Annotated in this window: 17 protein-coding genes; 8 read left to right on the top strand and 9 right to left on the bottom strand. The window is 42.1% G+C overall.

What is annotated here, in order from left to right:
• Nucleotides 1-135: 135 nt before the first annotated feature.
• The 8 genes from EGC80_RS15850 (at nt 136) to EGC80_RS15815 (ending at nt 8,081) form a co-directional block, all read left to right on the top strand.
• On the top strand, nt 136-798 hold the full coding sequence (locus EGC80_RS15850) for a nitroreductase (protein ID WP_124013152.1): 663 nt from the start codon (nt 136-138) through the stop codon (nt 796-798).
• Between the two features lie 35 nt (nt 799-833).
• Nucleotides 834-1,799, top strand: coding sequence for an alpha/beta fold hydrolase (locus tag EGC80_RS15845; RefSeq protein ID WP_124013151.1), 966 nt, complete (start codon nt 834-836; stop codon nt 1,797-1,799).
• A gap of 85 nt (nt 1,800-1,884) precedes the next feature.
• Nucleotides 1,885-3,015: a DUF2855 family protein gene (locus EGC80_RS15840; RefSeq protein ID WP_124013150.1), complete on the top strand. Its 1,131-nt coding sequence runs from the start codon at nt 1,885-1,887 to the stop codon at nt 3,013-3,015.
• Nucleotides 3,016-3,133: 118 nt separating this feature from the next.
• Entirely contained in the window at nt 3,134-4,057 is a 924-nt protein-coding gene (locus EGC80_RS15835) for a bile acid:sodium symporter family protein (RefSeq protein WP_101031372.1), read from the top strand.
• A gap of 7 nt (nt 4,058-4,064) precedes the next feature.
• On the top strand, nt 4,065-4,757 hold the full coding sequence (locus tag EGC80_RS15830; RefSeq protein ID WP_124013149.1) for a crotonase/enoyl-CoA hydratase family protein: 693 nt from the start codon (nt 4,065-4,067) through the stop codon (nt 4,755-4,757).
• 10 nt (nt 4,758-4,767) lie between these two features.
• Complete coding sequence (locus EGC80_RS15825) at nt 4,768-5,622, top strand: crotonase/enoyl-CoA hydratase family protein (RefSeq protein WP_124013148.1); 855 nt, start codon at nt 4,768-4,770, stop codon at nt 5,620-5,622.
• Nucleotides 5,623-5,725: 103 nt separating this feature from the next.
• Nucleotides 5,726-6,511, top strand: a complete 786-nt coding sequence (locus EGC80_RS15820; RefSeq protein WP_124013147.1) for an alpha/beta fold hydrolase — start codon at nt 5,726-5,728, stop codon at nt 6,509-6,511.
• 466 nt (nt 6,512-6,977) lie between these two features.
• Nucleotides 6,978-8,081, top strand: a complete 1,104-nt coding sequence (locus EGC80_RS15815) for a PQQ-dependent sugar dehydrogenase (RefSeq protein WP_124013146.1) — start codon at nt 6,978-6,980, stop codon at nt 8,079-8,081.
• A 370-nt stretch (nt 8,082-8,451) separates the two neighbouring features.
• Here the strand turns inward: EGC80_RS15815 and EGC80_RS15810 are convergent, their stop codons facing one another.
• From EGC80_RS15810 to EGC80_RS15770, 9 genes are all read right to left on the bottom strand, one after another.
• Entirely contained in the window at nt 8,452-9,249 is a 798-nt protein-coding gene (locus EGC80_RS15810; protein WP_232772033.1) for an SGNH/GDSL hydrolase family protein, read from the bottom strand.
• A 164-nt stretch (nt 9,250-9,413) separates the two neighbouring features.
• Nucleotides 9,414-10,322, bottom strand: coding sequence for a haloalkane dehalogenase (locus EGC80_RS15805; RefSeq protein ID WP_124013145.1), 909 nt, complete (start codon nt 10,320-10,322; stop codon nt 9,414-9,416).
• 125 nt (nt 10,323-10,447) lie between these two features.
• Complete coding sequence (locus tag EGC80_RS15800; RefSeq protein WP_124013144.1) at nt 10,448-11,620, bottom strand: vWA domain-containing protein; 1,173 nt, start codon at nt 11,618-11,620, stop codon at nt 10,448-10,450.
• A gap of 6 nt (nt 11,621-11,626) precedes the next feature.
• Nucleotides 11,627-12,460 (bottom strand): AAA family ATPase, encoded by an 834-nt coding sequence (locus EGC80_RS15795; RefSeq protein WP_101031353.1) that lies wholly within the window; start codon nt 12,458-12,460, stop codon nt 11,627-11,629.
• Between the two features lie 176 nt (nt 12,461-12,636).
• A complete protein-coding gene (locus EGC80_RS15790; RefSeq protein WP_124013143.1) occupies nt 12,637-14,751 on the bottom strand; it encodes a molybdopterin-dependent oxidoreductase in 2,115 nt (704 codons plus the stop codon).
• 114 nt (nt 14,752-14,865) lie between these two features.
• Nucleotides 14,866-15,864, bottom strand: coding sequence for an NADP-dependent oxidoreductase (locus EGC80_RS15785; protein ID WP_124013142.1), 999 nt, complete (start codon nt 15,862-15,864; stop codon nt 14,866-14,868).
• A 137-nt stretch (nt 15,865-16,001) separates the two neighbouring features.
• Nucleotides 16,002-17,066 carry a patatin-like phospholipase family protein gene (locus EGC80_RS15780; RefSeq protein ID WP_124013141.1) on the bottom strand — a complete coding sequence of 355 codons (1,065 nt, stop codon included), beginning with the start codon at nt 17,064-17,066 and terminating at the stop codon, nt 16,002-16,004.
• A 197-nt stretch (nt 17,067-17,263) separates the two neighbouring features.
• On the bottom strand, nt 17,264-18,928 hold the full coding sequence (locus tag EGC80_RS15775) for an AMP-binding protein (RefSeq protein ID WP_124013140.1): 1,665 nt from the start codon (nt 18,926-18,928) through the stop codon (nt 17,264-17,266).
• A gap of 145 nt (nt 18,929-19,073) precedes the next feature.
• Nucleotides 19,074-20,255, bottom strand: a complete 1,182-nt coding sequence (locus EGC80_RS15770) for an acetyl-CoA C-acyltransferase (protein WP_124013139.1) — start codon at nt 20,253-20,255, stop codon at nt 19,074-19,076.
• Between the last annotated feature and the right edge of the window lie 48 nt (nt 20,256-20,303).

The raw sequence follows: 20,303 nt of genomic DNA, 5'->3' as shown, positions 1-20,303 counted from the left end.
ACTACAGACTGTCGCTAAAGGTTGTCGCTATAAACTTTATTTTCAGCAGCGTTTACAACCAATAACTGATTTATATTGCGATTGAAGATATAAATTTAATCTCAGAGCCGAATTCACATAATAAGAGTTTTCAATATGACTATAGAATCAATATTACAAAACCGTGCTTCAGTGCGAGCATTTCTTGATAAACCCGTACCAAACGAAACCTTAAAGCACATTTTCTCCAGTGCACAACTCTCCCCTTCAAATTGCAATGTACAACCTTGGCAAACTTGTGTGGTGTCTGGGGCAACCAAAGATAAATTGAAACTACAGTTCATGGAAACCCTCATGAGTGGCGCATCACCAAATCCAGATTTCAATTGGTTACCTCAATATCAAGGCGTTCATCGTGAGCGCCAATTTGGCTCAGCTAATGCGTTATACAGCGCAATAGGCGTGGCACGAGAAGACAAAAAAGCCCGACAAATGGCGATGATACGTAACTGGCAATTTTTTGATGCGCCACATGCGGTATTTTTCACTATGGATAAATACCTAGACATTATGGGCGCAGTCGATTTAGGCATTTATGCCCAAACACTGTCACTACTCATGGCAGAACATGGACTTTCAAATTGCATGCAAGGCGCACTTGGGCAATTCCCCGATCCAGTAAGACAAATATTAAACCTGCCAGATGGTCGCGGAATTTTATTTGGTATGTCGTTTGGTTATGCCGATGAAAACGAGGCAGTAAATAGCACCAAAACCGATCGTGAACCGATAGATAATGCCGTAGCATTTTTTGATTAATCGATCACTAGAAACATAAAATAATAAGATTGAATATGGCACTAGCGCATAAATATACCTTAGTGGATGACGTCAAAATTCATTATGTTGAATCTGCTTATAAATCAGATGAAAAATCACTATCGACCATCGTTTTTCTACATGGTTTCCCTGAGTATTGGGGCGCATGGCATAAGCAATTAGACTATTTCTCAACCCATTATCGTGTTGTTGCGCCTGACTTACCCGGATATAACTTAAGTGATAAACCGACTGAGATTAGCTTTTATGCTGTGCCCAATTTGATTGCGTTTATGGCTAAATTTATTGCTGCTATTAGCCCTTGCCAATCCGTCATCCTCGTTGCCCATGATTGGGGCGGCGCTATCGCTTGGCCATTAGCGGCTTTTCATCCGCAGTTAATCAGCAAACTGATTATTCTCAATGCGGCGCATCCAAGTACCTTTACTCGGGAGATGATTAATAACCCTATTCAACGTCAAAAAAGTGCTTATATTCATCAGTTAATTAGTGTTTCTGGAGAATCACTGTTATCAAACAATGACTATCGCTACCTGATTGAGAAGATCATGGTCAGTTCAAAAGCCGATGTATTTACCGATGAACGACGAGCACAATATCGTCAAGTGTGGCGTCAACAAGGTGCCATAAATGGCATGTTGCAATACTATCGTGCCATGCCGCAATTAGCGTCTAGTCATTCAGACAATGGCAGCCCACAAGCGTTCGATGATAAATACTTAGTCAAATCGAATCAGGTAAAGAATACCTCCGACATAAAAATACCCAACATTCGAATTAATCACCCCACACTGGTGTTATGGGGAGAACAAGACCTAGCGTTCGTCAATGAGAACTTCGATAACATTACCCATTACGTGCCCAATTGCAGCCTGATCCGTTTCCCAAACACTAGCCACTGGCTACAACATGAACGACCCGATGAAGTGAATAGCGCCATCGACGCATTTATTAATCAACCACTGCTCAGTAACCAATAACCAATAACCAATAACCAATGTTCAGTATCCAATAAAGAAACATTAATCAGTAATCAATCAAAAACAATAACTAAAAAGGTTCTTTATGACGACATCTCAGGCTCCGCTCAACCAAGCACTTGTATTTGAAGTCGCTAAAAATAATTTACACAAAACTCGGTTTGTGGCACTCAACATAGAGCAGCCACTGGCAGAAAATGAAGTATTACTTCGCGTCGATAAGTTTGCCCTAACGGCAAATAATATCAGCTATGGCATTACCGGAGAGTCACTTGGCTATTGGCTATTCTTCCCTTCTGACAATGATCCACATCAATGGGGACGACTCCCGGTTATGGGATATGCAGATGTAGTATCGTCAAATAACGAGCATATAAAAGTAGGAGAAAGAGTGTGGGGCTTTATGCCTATGGCTACCCACCTAAAAATAACGGCCGGTAACATCTCTAAAGCGGGATTTTCAGATGTCAGTCCTTGCCGTGAAGGTTTATCACCTGTTTATTGCAGATTTGATCGCGTTAGTGAAAATCCCTTTTACCAACAAAAAAATGAAGACTATGACATCTTGTTGCGAGGGTTATTTACTACCTCTTGGCTGGTTGACGACTTCATGTTTGATAATCAATACTTTGGGGCTCAGCAATACCTGATCACCAGCGCCTCAAGTAAAACCAGTATCGCCCTCGCCTTTACGATTAAGCAACGAGGTGAGCGTCCTGCCATTGGTATAACGTCAACCGCTAACCGACACTTCGTCGAGTCCTTAGGCTGTTATACCAAGGTGATTAGTTACGAGGAAATAACCACCCTAGACCCCAATGTTAGTTCGATTTTGGTTGATATGGCTGGAGGTAAAACAACCTTATCAAGTATTCATCATCATTTTGCCAAGCAACTGTGTTACTCCTGCCGAATTGGCGCGACGCAACATGGCGATATTGATGTTAATGACACCATGAGTATCAACCACTTACCCGGTGCAACCCCGACGTTCTTTTTTGCCCCGACACAATTGAAAAAACGCAGTCTAGATTGGGGCGCAGGCGAAACAATGAAGCAAATGAGCGTGTCATTACTCCACTATATCGAGTTTTGTCGTTCAAGCATCACTATTGCCCATACCCATGATATTGACCACCTTAACGAGATTTACCAAGATGTATTGGCGGGGACTGCTGACGCGTCAGTGGGCCAAATCATCTCGTTGAACAAGTAGGCTCTACTGACCCTTGGAGATGAATTTTCCTCCAAAAGATAAACAGCCCCTTGATCCGCAATGGACTAAAAATGGACTTTATTGACCCAATAAACGGTTTTCTCTACATGAGGTTATTATGGATAATATTGAATTAGTGACATTTGTAAATACACAAGTCATCCCGGTGTGCATCTTTTTAATTATGATGGGCATGGGGTTATCGCTAGTCGTTGATGATTTTAAGCGCATTGTAAAATACCCAAAAGCCGTTGCGATTGGCTTAACCAATCAATTATTGCTATTGCCCATTATTGGGTTTGTATTGGCCAATATAATGCCATTAGAACCTGAATATGCTGTCGGGGTGATGTTGTTGGTACTGTGCCCTGGCGGCACGACGTCCAACATGTTTTCTCATTTGGCAAAAGCGGATGTTGCGCTTTCGGTCACCATGACCGCTGTGGCCAGTTTAATCACAGTATTTAGCATACCGATTGTGCTTAATTACTCCTTGGTTCACTTTATGGGACAAGGCAGTGAATTTCAGTTACCGATAATTCCAACCATGATAAGCCTAATGAAGTTAACCATAGTGCCTATCGCTATTGGTATGTTAATTAGACGATTTGCGCCTAAAATAGCGAAAAGCACCCAAGTTCATGTGTCACGATTTGGGATATTATTTCTAACCTTATTAATAATATTTTTGACTTATATTCAACAAGATATTGTTATTCCCGCCCTTATTGCCGCTGGGCCAGTTTCAGTAATATTAAATATTTCGACCATGTTACTTGGCTATTACTCAAGTAAATGGTTTGGATTAAACTTCGCTCAAAGAACATCGATTACCATTGAGGTAGGGCTGCAAAATAGTACCTTATCGATGTTTATGGCATTAACGCTACTCGCTAATTATAAGATGTCTTTTACGCCGGCTATTTACACCTTAACCATGTTGTTTACCGCAGGTATTTTAGTTGCTATGTTGAACTCAAAATATGTAAAAACGAGACGCTCAAAAGCGAATAATAACAACGAAACAATAACGAATTCTTAGGTGGAAAATGCAATTAATCAAGGTAGAAATTGAAAATAACATCCATGTTATTAGCTTAAATAATGGCAAGGTAAACGCGATATCACCTGAGGTCATTGTGCAAATCAATACCGCCCTAGACCTCGCTGAGCAACAAGGCGCTGTGGTGATATTAACCGGTCAAGCTGGAATATTCTCTGGTGGTTTTGATCTAAAAACCATGAAGCAAAGCTCTGAAGCGGCTATTGCACTTGTTACCGCAGGCTCAACATTAGCCCGCAGAATGCTGGCATTCCCAACGCCCATTATTGGCGCATGTACAGGCCATGCCATTGCAAAAGGCGCGTTTTTATTACTGAGTTGTGATTATCGTATTGGTTGTGCAGGTGACTTTAAAATCGGCTTAAATGAAGTCGCTATTGGCATGACAATGCACCAAGCTGGGATTGAGATTGCCCGTAATCGTATCCCGCAACATTACTTAACACGGGCAGTAATTAATGCCGAACTATTCAGCCCTGAATCAGCAGTCCTTGGCGGTTTTCTTGATCAGGTCGTTGAACCAGAACAACTGATGAGTACAGCACAAGCCGTGGCTGAACACATGCAAACTCTCAATATGAAAGCTCATCATGGCACCAAGCTAAAAGAGCGCGATTCAATACTCGCATTACTCGATGCCGCCATAAAACGTGATACACAAATTACGCTGAATTTATAAGGATATAACCATGACATCGCAAAAAAGCTATAAAACATTTACCGTCGAGATTACCAATAAAGTAGCCCATATTATTTTTAACCGACCCGATGCATTGAATTCAATGAATGTCGATTTTTGGCATGAGTTTCCAAGTGTAATTCACGATATTAATAATCAATCGGCTGCGCGTGCCATTGTTATCTCATCAAAGGGTAAACATTTTTGCTCGGGGATGGACTTAGCCGTGTTCAGTGAAAATAAGTCTGATACGAATATTGAGTTAGGCCGTAAACAAGACCAACTACGTCGCTTAGTATTGAAGTTACAAGACTGTTTTACCGTACTAGAAACCGCTCGAATGCCAGTTTTAATGGCGATTCAAGGTGGCTGTATTGGTGGCGCGGTGGATATGGTCAGCGCTGCCGATTGTCGATATTGCACTAGCGATGCTTTTTTTAGTATTGAAGAAACCAAACTCGGCATGACTGCAGACGTGGGTACGTTACAGCGTTTACCAAAATTAATTTCTATGGGGTTAGTCAAAGAGTTAGCCTACACAGGCCGAAGAATGCCCGCTGCAGAAGCTAAACAAGCGGGTTTAGTTAATCATGTGTATGACGATCAACAATCTATGATCACCGCAGTATTAGCCATTGCGGCAGAAATTGCTGCGCGCTCACCATTAGCCGTTACTGGCTGTAAAGAGATGATCAACTATGCACGCGATCATAGCGTATCTGATAGCTTAAATTATATGTCAGTCTGGCAAAGCGGCATGTTCCAGCCACAAAACGATATGATGGAAATATTCAAAGCTAAAGCGCAAAATCGTGCACCTGAATTTGAAGAATTAACCCAAATAGATACTACAAAAATATTCTAATCATTCTGGATTTATAGGGTTATTTGTTATTAATGCTTATTTGATTGAATTTATTTGAATCAACTTCTGTTAACAAGTAGCCCTAAAACCATTTAGAGACATTATGACAAAACCTTTGATTAACCTCGTCCATGCCAACGGCTTCCCCGCCGGAAGCTATCGGACATTTTTAGCTGAATTTGATCCAAACTACAACACTATCGCACTTGATCAGTTCGGTCATAATGACATGTACCCGATACACAGTAACTGGCAGCACTTAGTTACTGAGTTAGTAGAATTCATTAAGAAACAAGATGATAAAGTAATATGTGTTGGCCATTCTTTTGGGGGGGTCATTTCATTTATTGCTGCTTGCCAACATCCAGAACTCTTTCGGGGCTTAGTGATGCTAGACCCGCCAGTGGTCACAGGTGCGTTCTCACATTTACTCAGTTTTATTAAACGCACACCCTACATAGATAAACTATCACCCGCGGGTAAAGCCAAAACTCGCCAGCAACAATGGCCAGAAAAAACCAACTTGGTTGATTATTTTTCACAGAAGACTTTGTTCAAAAATTTCGATCCGCGCTGCTTGCAAGATTATGCTCACTCTGGGTTTATTCATCGCAACCAACGTGTCGAGTTAACCTTCTCTCCTACGGTTGAAGCCGATATTTTTAGGCACTTACCTACCAATTTAGCTCAATATAAAAACAAGCTTAAGGTGCCCGCTAAACTGATTTATGGTCAAAATACTAACATTTTCCCCATTAAACATTTTATCCGCTTTGCCAAATTAAACGACATCGACATAATGATGATGCCAAAAGGCGGCCACATGTTCCCACTAGAACAGCCAGAAAATACCGCTGCTATGGTGAAGGAGCTAATTAAAGATTGGTAAGCTTACATTTAGGACGCTGCGCGACTAGATGCTAGGAACTCGCAAGTTCGCCAGAGGGCGAAGCTTCGATCCTTCTAGGTGCAAGGTTTTAGGATCTAGGTTTTAGGATCTAGGTTTTAGTCCTAGGATCTAGAAGCGTAGCGTCCTCGAAGACCGCAGGTCGTCCCAGTAGCCGCAGGCGCTCTATTACTAGACCCTAGCAAGACAGAGTCCGCCCTAGCAGCGAAGCGACCCTAGACAGCTCTATCCGTGAGCGCAGCGTTCGCTTGTTATCGTTTCTGAAGCTGTCCCTAGCAGCCATAAGCGCCCGATTCTTAGGGCCTTGCACTTTGTCACTTCTCGACATGTTAGATCCTGCATGTCAAGAGCGTTTGGGTATACATGGCGATGGTTGTTGAGACTATGATAAAAAGTACTAATATATACGCTACTACGTAAACAATGCTAATCAAAAGAGGCCCTATTCATGATTAAGCCAATTGCTTTGTTATCTCTCCTAACCTTGGGGTTCGGTGTCTCTTATCCGTCAATGGCATTACCTTTAGATAAAATTGAATTACCGCAAGGTTTTACTATTGATGTATATGCCGAAAACATTGAGAATGCCCGCCAGATGGCCCTTGGTGACAATGGAACTGTATTTGTCGGCAGTCGTAAAGCGGGTAATGTTTATGCCCTTATTGACAGCAATAATGATTTTAAAGCGGACAAAAAAATCATTGTTGCGACCGATCTATTTATGCCATCAGGACTGGCATACCATCAAGGCAGTTTATATGTCGCTGATGTTGATAAAATCTGGCGTTACCCTAATATTGAAAAGTCTTTGCCTACTATCCCTAAACCAGAATTGGTGTACAACAAGCTTCCCAATAAAGCCCATCATGGTTGGAAATTCATCACCTTTGGGCCTGATGGAAAACTGTATATCCCAGTAGGAGCCCCTTGCAATGTCTGTGAAAGTGAACTGCCTTTTGCCAGCATTCTCAAATTAGACCTAGACACTAAACAAACCACCATAGTTGCTAAAGGCGTACGTAATAGCGTTGGATTTGATTTTCATCCGCAAACCGGTGAATTGTGGTTTACCGATAATGGCCGCGACATGATGGGTGATGACTTACCTGATGATGAGCTTAATCGTGTGAGCCAAACGGGCCAACACTTTGGTTTTCCTTATATACACAATAGCAAGATTGCAGACCCTGATTTTACTGATCCACAAATAGCTAAACTCAATACCCCTCCAGTATTAACCCTTGGCGCTCATGTTGCCGCACTAGGGATGGAGTTCTATCAAGGGAATCAATTTCCAGCAGCGTTTCACCATTCCATCTTAATTGCCCAGCATGGGTCTTGGAATCGAAGCAGTAAAGTGGGTTACCGTATCATGCAAGTTGAACTTCAAGATAACACGGTTATCGGCTATAAGCCTTTTGCAACAGGGTGGCTTGATGGCGAACAAAGCTGGGGACGTCCAGTAGATGTCATGACATTAGCCGATGGCTCACTACTGGTCTCTGACGATTTTGCTAACGCTATATATCGTATCAGTTACACAAAACCGTAAAATTTTAATTTAAAGTTTAATCCATAAAGTAAGCCAGTCTGATATGGGTTAGGCTTTAATTAAATCTAACTTAGCAGATGAATTAATAGTCAAGTCATGAATATTTGAGAGAATACCGTCCATGGCCGCTTGCTGGTGTCTGACCCATAGGGCTTTGGGAAATGTCATTATCATGTATGATACATCACTGTCTTTACCGCCACTGAATGAGTGAATTCTTATATATATTAGAGTGATGCTCGAGCCCTCATGGACGAGTTTACTGCGTGTCAATGAGTAAATGGCGATGAGGCTTGAAACGATTTATAGAGAACGACAGGGCCTCACATCAATCCTGCTGTATGCTTTATAACTTCCCCGCTTAACGGTACTACTTTCTTAACTGAATTTGCTCAGCAATAAGCTTGGCCCATGCAGTATAAATCTGTGGGCCTGGGTGGAAACCATCTGTGGCCATCACTTGACGCATAAAATCGACCATACTGCTGTCTTGCTGTGGGTTTTCTAATGGTAAATTAATCAATGTAAAACGAGTTTGTGCTTTGGATTGCTTATCGATTTGTTGCTGATCAATTTGTTGCTGATCAAGTGCTTGTTGATCAAGCATAAGCAACAGTTGCTGCAATTTATGATTAAAGTGCTTGGCTCGTTGGCCTAGGCTCCAGCGCAGTGGATTTGGCAAAGCCGGAAATGACCCGAGTGGCGGTATGGCAGTCACCAAGATGAGTTTCGGGGTATATCGCTCAGTGATAAGTGTCAATAACTGGGCTTGTTGCTGCAGCCACTTATCGCAGCTCAGGGATGAAGTGATATCGTTGACCCCAAGTGAGGTAATGATGATATCAAAATGCCCTTGACCTAGTATGGGATGTGAACAATTGATGTGATCATTTAACGACTCAAGCGTAGTCGAAGTGGTCGCGCCCGTTTTGGCAAAAAGACCGTATTTTAGATGACCATGTGGACGTAAATAATGGACCACCTGCCCCAGCAACGCCTGATCCTGATTAGCGACCCCCACACCTGCTGCGGCTGAATCTCCTAATATAAGCACACTCAACTCAGGATTGGTGCCTGTTTGCCCTAAGCGTTCGCCCTCAGGCTCAGCAAGTTTTGGGGTGGTGCGACGAACGTTTAGCCCTTGCAGCAGTAAAACGGGGGCCAGCATGATAGATATTCCCTGATGTAGCATGTGAACTCCCTGTGACTCTGGGTCCGCGACTAATAGCCTAGTTAACCTAAAAAAGTTAATACCAAAGCCATAAAGCAAACCAATACCCATTAATAATGATATTTTTAGTTTTAGTATGGAGCAACTGAAACCGCGGAAACTTAACGATTATCTGCAATAAATTGAACCACGACTTCAGCTAGCGCTTCGCCTTTGTCTTCTTGTAAAAAGTGACCGGCACTGACAATAGTGGTGTGTTTTTGCCCTTTTGTGCCTGGTATCAGTTTTTGCATTAGTTTGTCTCCGCCTGCAGTGATCGGATCTGAATCACTGAACGCAGTCAAAAAGGGCTTTTGCCATTGCGACAAGACCTTCCATGCTGAACGATTTTTTTCGGCGGCAGGATCATCCGGTGTGGTTGGCACTAACAACGGAAACTGACGCGCGCCCTCTTTATATTTTTCTTGTGGAAATGCTGCATCGTAAGCGGCAATGACATCAGCTGACAAGGTCGACACACAAGCACTATTAATCAAGTTGCCAGTTGGAAAAAGTTCAACATCTTGTGAGAACGTTTGCCATTGTTTAAAAGCTTCACCTGGCTCATGGTCACCTGTTGGTAACATGGTATTGGCTGCAACAATGCCTCTATAACGCTGGGTATCTTCTGCGGCTAAACGTAAACCAATTAACCCACCCCAGTCTTGGCACACCAGCATTATGTTGGTTAGTTTGAGTTGTAACACCAATGACGTCATCCAATCAACATGGCGTTGATAAGTATAGTCGCTTCGTTTGCTGGGTTTATCTGAACGTCCGAAGCCAACCAGATCGGGCGCAATAACGCGATGACCGGCTTGCACAAGAATGGGGATCATCTTACGGTACAAAAAGCTCCATGTTGGCTCACCGTGTAGTAATAATATCGGTTCTGCATCTCTGGGGCCTTCATCCAGATAATGAACCCGTAATTGGCCGCCTTCACTATCGTCAACCATTAAGTAATGAGCGGCAAAGTTGTAGTCCGGTAGATTGGCAAAACAACCATCATCGGTGCGTAAACATTCCATATTGATTCCCTTCCAGTTCGTCTATAAATAACCACTCATCGACTTAATTAACCAACTCGGGTTGAGCGGTGAGATCAATAAGCCAAAATTAGAATATTTGACCTCGTTATTATCCCGAGCTGAGGCTAACTAATATCTTTAATCGCACGCCCGATACCATCAACCGTTAATGGGTACATTTTATGGTCAACTAGCTGTTGAATAATGGAGATTGAATGATGAATTGGCCAGTGGTTTTCAGGTTGCGGATTTAACCAAGCAACCTTACTAAAATGACTTAACAACTGATTCATATACTCGACACCGGGTTTTTCATTCCAATGCTCAACACAGCCGCCTTTGGCGATAATTTCGTACGGCCCCATGGTCGCATCGCCAACAAAAATGACTTTATAATCGGCAGAAAAGGTCCTGATGATCTCTTCAAGAGCAATGGTTTTATCAAACCGTCTGCTATTATCCTGCCAAACCTGGTCGTATACACAATTATGAAAATAGAAAAACTTTAAATGCTTAAACTCACTATGTGCAGCGGAGAATAACTCTTCACAGGTATGAATATAATCATCCATTGAGCCGCCAATATCGAAAAGCATCAGTACTTTAACGGCGTTATGACGTTCTGGCTCCATATGCACATCTAACATGCCACCATTCTTGGCGGTTGAGTTAATAGTGGTATTAATATCAAGCTGTTCACTGGCACCGGTACGGGCAAATTTTCTGAGTTTTTTAAGGGCTAATTTGATATTGCGAGTGCCTAACTCACGGTCTTGGTCGAAATTTTTAAATTCTCGCTTATCCCACACTTTCACCGCACTGTTATTACGGTTTTTGTCTTGGCCGACTCGGATCCCTTCAGGATTATAGCCATAGGCACCAAACGGTGATGTGCCGCCAGTACCGACCCATTTATTGCCGCCGGCATGTCGTTTCTTCTGTTCTTCTAAACGCTCTTTTAACGCTTTCATCAATTGATCAAGTCCGCCTAATGACGTTAGTTGGTCTTTTTCTTCTTGAGAGAGGTGTTTTTCGAATTCTTTTCTAAGCCAATCTTCCGGCACAATGTGATCGAACACATCAATATTTTCTATCCCTTTAAAGTACTCAGCAAATGCGTTGTCGTATTTGTCATAGTGAATTTCATCTTTAACCATGACAATTTTGGCAAGGTTATAAAAGTCTTCTACATTGGCAAAAATCACCCCTTTTTTTAATACCGCGATAAGATCTAATAGCTCTCGTAAGCTACAAGGGACTTTATGCTTTTTTAGGGTGAGAAAAAAATCAATAAACACTGTGAATCACCTGTTTCTGCGGCTCATAAAGGCCAATTTTTCAATCAATGAAACGTCTTGTTCATTTTTTAACAGTGCGCCAAACAAAGGAATGATATCTGACTTTTTATCGAGTAATGTATCTTGCGATATGTCATCGGATATCAATAGTTTTAACCAATCAATTAACTCTGATGTTGACGGTTTTTTCTTGATGCCACTGACTTCGCGTAAATCAAAAAACACCTCTAATGCTTGTTTTAACAATGCTTGTTTAACATCAGGATGATGCACATCGATAATTTTTTCCATTTCAGCTTTAGTCGGAAACTTGATGTAATGGAAAAAACAGCGCCTTAAGAAAGCATCGGGTAATTCTTTTTCATTATTTGAGGTGATGATGATAATTGGTCGCTGTTTTGCTTTAATCACTTGTTGGGTTTCATAAACATAAAACTCCATTTTATCAAGCTCTTGCAACAAATCATTCGGAAATTCGATGTCTGCTTTATCGATTTCATCAATCAACAATATGGGTCTTTGCTCTTCTTCAAACGCCTGCCATAACTTGCCTTTAACGATATAGTTGCCAATATCATGAACCCGTGCATCACCTAACTGACTGTCGCGTAACCGAGATACTGCATCATATTCATAGAGGCCTTGTTGCGCTTTAGTGGTCGATTTAATATGCCATTGATACAATTTACAATTGAGTGAACTGGCTAGTTCTTCGGCTAACTGGGTTTTACCGGTACCGGGCTCGCCCTTAATTAATAACGGTTTTTCTAATGAGATCGCCGCATTTACCGCCAAGCTAAGTTCGTTTGATGCAATATAATTTTGTGTACTTTTAAACATGGTCTTACCTTTTTATTCATGTCGCTTTGTCGCTATTAATTAGCACCAGCCTCAAAGCTATTTGTTTGTGTTAATCGTCGGTAATTGAAAATGAATAGATTCAAACTAAAAATGGACTAGCCCATTTAATCAACATAAGCACTATTATTAAACAACTTTATTTAGGCAACTTCCTTTTAGGCTGCTTTGATGGCAACAGGCGTACCATTAAATGCCGCATTACCTGTCAGCATATCAACTCGATTGGCATCTGTTAAATCATTAATGCTCACCCCTGGCTGAGTTGCTGCAACCGACATGTTAGTACCTTTTTGATTGTGTCCCCAGCCTTGAGGCATACTGACCACACCTTGTTGGATATCATCAGTAATTGCCACTTCAATGACGATTTCACCTACCGCTGAACTGACATTAACTAGCTGCCCTTGTTTGATCCCAAGCGCTTGTGCATCTTGTGAATGCACTTCTAAAGTACATAAATTTTTTCCTTTAATGAGTCGTTGTGAATTTTGTGTCCAGGTATTGTGACTTTTAACTAATCGTCGACCAATTAACTCAAACGGATAAGCTTGATCACGCGCGGGTTGTGCCATAACGGCATCCAAACGAGGTAAATCATCTCTATAGATTTGCGGAAATAAATTGACCTTGCCGTCTGCGGTTTTTATCCGCTCAGCAAGACACGGCATTAACGGGCCAATATCAATACCATGGGGATTATCAATCAGCTTTTGTAAGCTCATACCCTCTTCGCCATAGGGCCCTTTTTTCAGTTCCATATCTAACAGCATTTCTGGAGTGATTTTTTGCATCGGGTCGTCAGTCGCAATATTGAGCATCCGGGCAGAAATCTGTTTAAGTATTTGCCAGTCGCTGCGTTGATCCGGTTGTTGATCAAATAATGGCGGTGAGTATTTAACTGTGTTTCTAACCGAAAATGAATTAAAGAAAATATCGAAATGAGAATTTTCAACGCCCGTAGTACCCGGTAAAATAATGTTGGCGTATTGGGTGGTTTCATTTAAATAAATGTCAACCGAGACCATGTAATCTAAGCCTGCAAAAGCTTGGGCTAATTTATGCCCACTAGGGGCTGAAAGTACCGGATTGCCAGCAACCGTGATCACGCTTCTTATTTGCCCTTCTCCAGGCGTCTGTATTTCTTCCGCTAAGGTCGCAACCGGAAATTCACCATTGAAAAATGGCAGCTTACGTACTCGCGTTTGATGTTGGCCAAATGAACTTTTATGACCGGGTTGATGATTGCTCAGTAAATCAAAAGCAGGCTGTGGAAACATAGCGCCACCGGCACGGTCAAAGTTGCCGGTAATAATATTGAGTACATTGGTTAGCCATAGACATAAGCCACCAAATGTTTGCGTCGACGCCCCCATGCGGCTATAACAAACAGCAGAATCTGCTGCGAGCATGTCTGCGGCTAAGGTGCGAATACTCGTCGCATTAATGCCGACAAATTCAGCCACAAGCTCGGGCGAATAGTGTTTTGCTAGGCTTTCAACATCATCTAGCCCATCAACTTGGGTTTCTAAATGACGTAAATTAACCATATTTGAATCAAAAACGCAGTGGATCAACGCCAGCAGTAATAACGCATCTTTTTCTGGGCGAATAAACAGATGTTGATCAGCAATTTTGGCTGTGCGGGTTCTGCGGGGGTCAACAACGACAATTTTTCCACCACGTTTTTGGATGGCTTTCATCCGACCTATAACGTTAGGTGCCGTCATCATGCTACCGTTTGATACCACAGGATTACCACCAATGATCAGCATAAAATCAGTTCTATCAATGTCGGGCACCGGAATTAACATGCCCGCGCCAAACATAAAGTTTGCAGCAACATGATGAGGTAATTGATCGGCAGAGGCAGAGCTGAAACGGTTTATGGTGCCAAGTGACTTCATAAATGGTTTAAGGAACAGCGCATTACCAAGACTATGGGCATTGGGATTACCCAAATAAACCGCCAACGCATTGTTGCCATGCTGCTGTTGAATGCCTTTAAACTTTTCAGTTATTTCGCTAAAGGCCTCATCCCAGCTAATATCTTCCCAACCTGTTGCGGTTCGCCTAATAGGCGTTTTTAAGCGATCTTTGTCAGTATAAAAATCTTCTAAGGCTAAGGATTTTGGGCAGTTATAACCTTGACTAAAGGGGTCTAGTTGATCGCCTTTAATTGATAAGATTTGGTTATCTTGATAGGTAATTTCCAAGCCACACATGGCTTCACAAATATTGCAATTTCGATAATGGGTGTTAATTTCGCTCATATTTATCGCCTGACTTGGAATAGTAAACCTGTCATAAACACAACCCAATTAACAACATTGATTAATTGGGTTGTGGCCGTTATAAATTATTGATAAACAATATTGTTATAAAAATTATAATTTAACGATTAACTTGCCTTTATTATCACCGGTAAAAAACAAGTTTAAGCCGGTGATTGCCGACTCAAGACCATTTAACACATGGGCGCGATGTTTAATTTGTCCTTTCATGACGTAAGGTGTCAGTTTTTCTAATAGCGCTGGCACGTCACCAAAATGATCAGGCATAGTGAAGCCTTGTATAATGAGGCGTTTTTTAATCACTTGGATCCAGCTTGGTGCTAGATCTGGCACGGCTTTCGGGTAATCGGCAATCATGCCACACACCACAATGCGGCCATGGGCATTCATTTTGGCAAACACATGGTGCTGGATCGGGCCGCCGGTATTTTCAAAATACACATCAACGCCATCGGGGGTTAATTCGGCCAATTTTGCGGCTAAATCATCGGTCTTGTAATTAATCGCACCATCAAAACCTAATTCGTTAACAATCCAATCGGCTTTTTCATCACTACCGACAACACCGATAACCCTGAGGCCATCCGCTTTAGCCAACTGTCCCACAATAGAACCAACCGATCCTGCTGCGCCAGAAACTACGATGGTTTCGCCTTTTTGTGGTTTACCTACGTTAAAGAGTCCTTGCGTCGCCGTTAACCCCGGCAAAGCAAAAACCGATAAAATAGCTTCATCTGGTAATGGCGCGGTCACTTTATTTAACCCCGCGCCGTTAGTTAAAAAATATTGTTGCCAACCCATCATGCCCATCACTCGGTCGCCGACCTTAAAGCCAGGATGGTTACTCTCTACAATTTCACCAATGCCAGAACTGCGCATCACCTCACCTAACGCAACTGGCGGAATGTAACTTTCGGTATCAGCGCTCATCCAACCAAACATCGCAGGATCAAGTGACATGCAGTTTTGTTTGACCAAAAATTGTCCGTCAGCCACTTTAGGCATTGGTTTTTCAACCACTTCAAATAATTCAGGGCCGATGGGGCCACCTTGAGGACGGGCGATTAAGTTAATGGCTTTATATGTGCTCATATTTTTGCTCTCTTTGTTGGTATATTAATGCTGCATGTGACTGCGCGATACTTTGGTTTATTGAGGCCGTGGTTTATTGAGACCGTGGTTAATGGATATCGTCATCCTGGTGAGATACTTGTGTCATTTTGCTGTTATTACCTAATGAGTTGCTTAATACTTTTTATGCTGCTGATATTTTGGGTTTGATAAAAGTGTTTAAAGTGCTGGGCAAGCTTTTCACTTTCAACGAAAACCTGTTGCCAATACTGGATGCGCTGAGCGGGTTTCATGTCGATAAAATCACTACGGTCAGGAATTTTTTTATAGGGCAAAGATTCAACAAATTCAGCAGAAGGACAAAGCAATACGGTTTTATCGTAGTGTTCTAGCCTGACGTTGCGGGACAGCTTTTTATCGAACCAGCCCGCTTTTAATGTCGAGCTAAAATGAGGGTAAAGGATTAAGCCTTGATTTTGAATATTGAAATCAAAATGATAATCGATAATGCCGCCATCTCGATACATGCCGGGTGGACAATCAACAATATCTTTTATGCCTTGCATCACCATAGGAATAGAACCTGACGCCAGTAGCGCAGCTTTGATATTGTGTTGACTAAAAGCCACCGCGGTAGTTGGGATGTTATCAGGATCGTGGAGAACTAAATCGCTTTGATTATGCTGAAATATATATCGTTCATATTGACTATTTAGTAACGAGCGACTCAAGGTATTTCTAATTACGCTGTTAACCAACCCAGCCCCTAGTGTGAACTTGTTTTCTGATGCTACGAAACCATTGCATTTAGCCACAATAAAATGGGCTTTAAAGACGTTATTATTAATAATTTCAGCTGCGCCGTTGTCACCAAAGAGCGCATCAAGCAATTCAATGGCTTTAGCGGTAATTTCTGCCGCTTTGGGTTTAGTATTATCCGAGTACACGGTTTCACTGTAGTGTTTAGCTAAACGCTCTATTGCCGCTACGGGGTCTTTTTGCGCAAAGCACGCGGCGCGAAACGCACCGGCACTTGAGCCAATGAGATTTAACGGCTGTTGTCTGCCTTTGAAAAACTCCCCAAAGATATATTTATCTAATCCCAGTAAGGTAAACCATTTGGGCCCACCGCTTGCACCAAGGAAAGCGCTAAATAACTCAGGGGAAAATCCATCTTGCTGGATCTTTTTTAAGGCCGTTTCACCAGCATATATTTCTAACATATGGCTCTTATTGTTAAACTGTCGGCAATAAATGCCGACAGTTAAGTTTCGAGACTAAAGCTTCGGGACTTAAAGCTTCGAGACTAAAGTTTCGAGACTAAAACTTCAATACTAAACTTCGACACTAAAGCATCTAGGTTAATGATTAGACAGTTGTTATTAAAACATTAGTCTCTAAAAAGTAGCATCGATGAAGCTTACGCCTTATTACGAAGATCTTTGCGTAACACTTTACCCACATTACTTTTGGGCAATTCATTCATAAATTCAACTACTTTAGGTCGCTTATAATTGGTGAGCATTTTATTACAATGATCGAGTATATCTTGCTCGGTAAGCGTTGGGTCTTTTCGAACAATGTACACTTTGACTCGCTCACCAGTGATATCGCACGACACCCCCACAGCGGCAGCTTCAAGTACCCCTTCATGCATCACCAGTACTTCTTCGATTTCGTTTGGAAATACATTAAAACCTGAAACATTGATCATATCTTTCTTTCGATCAACAATTTTGAAAAAACCATTTTCATCCATGGTGGCGATATCACCTGTCGCTAACCAACCATCGATTAAGACTTCATCGGTGGCTTTTTGGCGATTGTAATAGCCTTTCATCACTTGTGGACCTTTAACCCACATTTCGCCCGGCTCGCCTAATGCCACGTCTTCACCATCAGCCCCGACTAAACGAATATCCGTTGATGATGCAGGCAAACCAATAGAGCCATTGAAACTTTTTTGGTTATAAGGACTTAATGTCACTAAGGGCGCACATTCGGTTAATCCATATCCTTCTAAAAGTCGACTGTTAGTGACTTTTTCCCAAAGCTCTGCAACCGGACGTTGCACAGCCATTCCACCACCAAGCCCCATTTTTAAGGCACTAAAATCAAGTTTGTCGAATCCAGGGGTATTTAGTAGCCCATTAAATAAGGTATTTACCCCAGTAATAACGGTAAAGCGATATTTAGCCAGCTCTTTAACAAAACCTGCCATATCTCTTGGATTGGTGATTAATAGATTAGTGCCGCCAAATGGTAAAAAGGCCAAACAATTAGAAGTTAACGCATAGATATGATAAAGCGGCAAAGCGGTTATCATAATTTCTTTGTTTATTTCGAAGACATTTTTTGTAACCGCATTGGACTGTTCTATGTTGGCCACCATGTTGCGATGAGTCAGCATGGCGCCTTTTGATGGGCCTGTGGTACCACCGGTATATTGTAAAAAGGCCAAATCAGCACCCACAACCTCAACTGGCGTCAAATTAAGTTTACTGCCTTTGGCCATTACGTCATTAAATTTAATGGCATTGGGCAAATCAAACGCTGGGACTAGTTTTTTTACATGCTTAATTGCGCCGTTGACGAGTGCGCCTTTAATCATACCTAACCTGTCACCTACGCCTGTGAGGATCACATGCTTTACATCGGTTTTATTAATAACAGACTGTAATACATGAGCAAAGTTTTCAAGAATAAGGATCCCTTTAGTGCCAGAGTCTTTTAATTGATGTTCTAACTCGCGGGCGGTATACAGTGGATTAACGTTAACCACCGTCAGACCCGCAATCAGTGCGCCAAATAGTGCAATGGGATATTGCAGTGTATTGGGGATCATAATGGCAAATTTATCACCCTTAACTAAGCCTAAATCTTGCTGTAAGTAAGCAGCAAAATCCGTCGCTTGTTGTTCAAGTTGCTGATAAGTAATGCTGACATCCATATTAATGAACGCAGTATTATTGGCATACAACTTGGTATAAATTAAGAATAAATCTGCCAAAGAATTATATTTATCAGGATCTATTTCAAACTCAACCCCTGGCGGATAACTCTTCTCAAGCCAAATCTTTTCCATAATATTTTTCCCCAAATGTTACGTTATTAGCGGCTAGCAAATACTCTAGCAGCTATGTTTATTATTATTTTGTATGATGCAAAAATTAACTTAACCAGACATTAACGTTTCATTAACTTTTTATCAACCTAACATTGAGCCAGACTTATAACACTTCAAATAAGCCCGCGGCTCCCTGACCACCGCCAATACACATACTGATCACCACGTATTTAACCCCACGACGTTTACCTTCAATTAGCGCATGCATTACCATGCGAGTGCCGCTCATGCCATAAGGATGGCCAATGGAGATTGCGCCGCCATCAACATTTAAACGATCGGCTGGAATACCGAGCTTTTCAGCACAATAAATCACTTGAACAGCAAACGCTTCATTGATTTCCCATAAACCAATATCGTCAATTGTGAGACCATGGCGCTCAAGTAATTTTGGAATCGCATAAATTGGGCCTATGCCCATTTCATCAGGTTCACAGCCCACAACTACCATGCCCCGATACGCCCCTAAAGGACTCAACCCACGTTGCTCTGCTAATTCACGCTCCATGACTACCACAGCCGCAGCACCATCAGAGAGTTGCGACGCATTACCGCCGGTAATCGAGCCGGATTCTTTGACCGCTTTTAAGCTTGCCAAACCTTGTAGATCGGTAGACGGGCGATTACCTTCATCCTTGGTTAAGGTGACTTGTTGCTTACTCATTTCACCGCTGGCTTTGTCCATTACCAGCTTAGTGCAAGTAACAGGCACAATTTCATCATCAAATCGGCCTTCAGTTTGCGCCGCTGCGGTGCGTAGTTGAGATGTTAAAGCGTAGGCATCTTGTGCTTCACGAGAAATACCATATCGTTCAGCAACCACTTCGGCAGTATCAAGCATCGGCATATAAATGGCTGGTTGGTAAGCTTTTATGCTGGGATCAACCGCACGATGCATATTCATTTTATCGTTTTGTACTAAGCTGATTGAGTCACAACCCCCGGCGACAACAATTTGGGCACCATCAACAACGATATGGTTGGCAGCGATAGCAATAGACATTAATCCTGAAGAACATTGACGATCGACAGTCATGCCCGGCACAGATACCGGTAATTGTGCCGCCATGGCCACTTGACGACCAAAGTTCATTCCTTGGTTGCCTTGAGTTAACGCAGCACCAAAAATACAATCTTCAATGTCATGAGGGTCAATACCCGCTCTCTCTATTGCGGCGTTTACCGCAACGGCCGCTAACGTCGGGGCGGATAAATCGTTAAATGCACCGCGATAGGCTTTACCTATAGGTGTTCGGGCGGCTGATACAATGACGGCTTCTCTCATGATAATTCCTGTCTTTTTATAGTTGTTGTTTATCGTTCGATCGGACTT

This window comes from Shewanella psychromarinicola, from assembly GCF_003855155.1.
Lineage (GTDB): Bacteria > Pseudomonadota > Gammaproteobacteria > Enterobacterales > Shewanellaceae > Shewanella > Shewanella psychromarinicola.
Note: the sequence above shows the minus strand (reverse complement) of the source record. Positions and strands in the feature narration are given on the sequence as shown.

Excerpts from the sequence above, each read along its gene's own strand:
- EGC80_RS15770 (WP_124013139.1), bottom strand. The coding sequence starts at position 20,255 with ATGAGAGAAGCCGTCATTGTATCAGCCGCCCGAACACCTATAGGTAAA.
- EGC80_RS15790 (WP_124013143.1), bottom strand. The coding sequence starts at position 14,751 with ATGAGCGAAATTAACACCCATTATCGAAATTGCAATATTTGTGAAGCC.
- EGC80_RS15810 (WP_232772033.1), bottom strand. The coding sequence starts at position 9,249 with ATGCTGGCCCCCGTTTTACTGCTGCAAGGGCTAAACGTTCGTCGCACC.
- EGC80_RS15830 (WP_124013149.1), top strand. The coding sequence starts at position 4,065 with ATGCAATTAATCAAGGTAGAAATTGAAAATAACATCCATGTTATTAGC.
- EGC80_RS15820 (WP_124013147.1), top strand. The coding sequence starts at position 5,726 with ATGACAAAACCTTTGATTAACCTCGTCCATGCCAACGGCTTCCCCGCC.
- EGC80_RS15825 (WP_124013148.1), top strand. The coding sequence starts at position 4,768 with ATGACATCGCAAAAAAGCTATAAAACATTTACCGTCGAGATTACCAAT.
- EGC80_RS15785 (WP_124013142.1), bottom strand. The coding sequence starts at position 15,864 with ATGAGCACATATAAAGCCATTAACTTAATCGCCCGTCCTCAAGGTGGC.
- EGC80_RS15795 (WP_101031353.1), bottom strand. The coding sequence starts at position 12,460 with ATGTTTAAAAGTACACAAAATTATATTGCATCAAACGAACTTAGCTTG.
- EGC80_RS15780 (WP_124013141.1), bottom strand. The coding sequence starts at position 17,066 with ATGTTAGAAATATATGCTGGTGAAACGGCCTTAAAAAAGATCCAGCAA.
- EGC80_RS15845 (WP_124013151.1), top strand. The coding sequence starts at position 834 with ATGGCACTAGCGCATAAATATACCTTAGTGGATGACGTCAAAATTCAT.
- EGC80_RS15775 (WP_124013140.1), bottom strand. The coding sequence starts at position 18,928 with ATGGAAAAGATTTGGCTTGAGAAGAGTTATCCGCCAGGGGTTGAGTTT.
- EGC80_RS15805 (WP_124013145.1), bottom strand. The coding sequence starts at position 10,322 with ATGGAATGTTTACGCACCGATGATGGTTGTTTTGCCAATCTACCGGAC.
- EGC80_RS15840 (WP_124013150.1), top strand. The coding sequence starts at position 1,885 with ATGACGACATCTCAGGCTCCGCTCAACCAAGCACTTGTATTTGAAGTC.
- EGC80_RS15850 (WP_124013152.1), top strand. The coding sequence starts at position 136 with ATGACTATAGAATCAATATTACAAAACCGTGCTTCAGTGCGAGCATTT.
- EGC80_RS15815 (WP_124013146.1), top strand. The coding sequence starts at position 6,978 with ATGATTAAGCCAATTGCTTTGTTATCTCTCCTAACCTTGGGGTTCGGT.
- EGC80_RS15835 (WP_101031372.1), top strand. The coding sequence starts at position 3,134 with ATGGATAATATTGAATTAGTGACATTTGTAAATACACAAGTCATCCCG.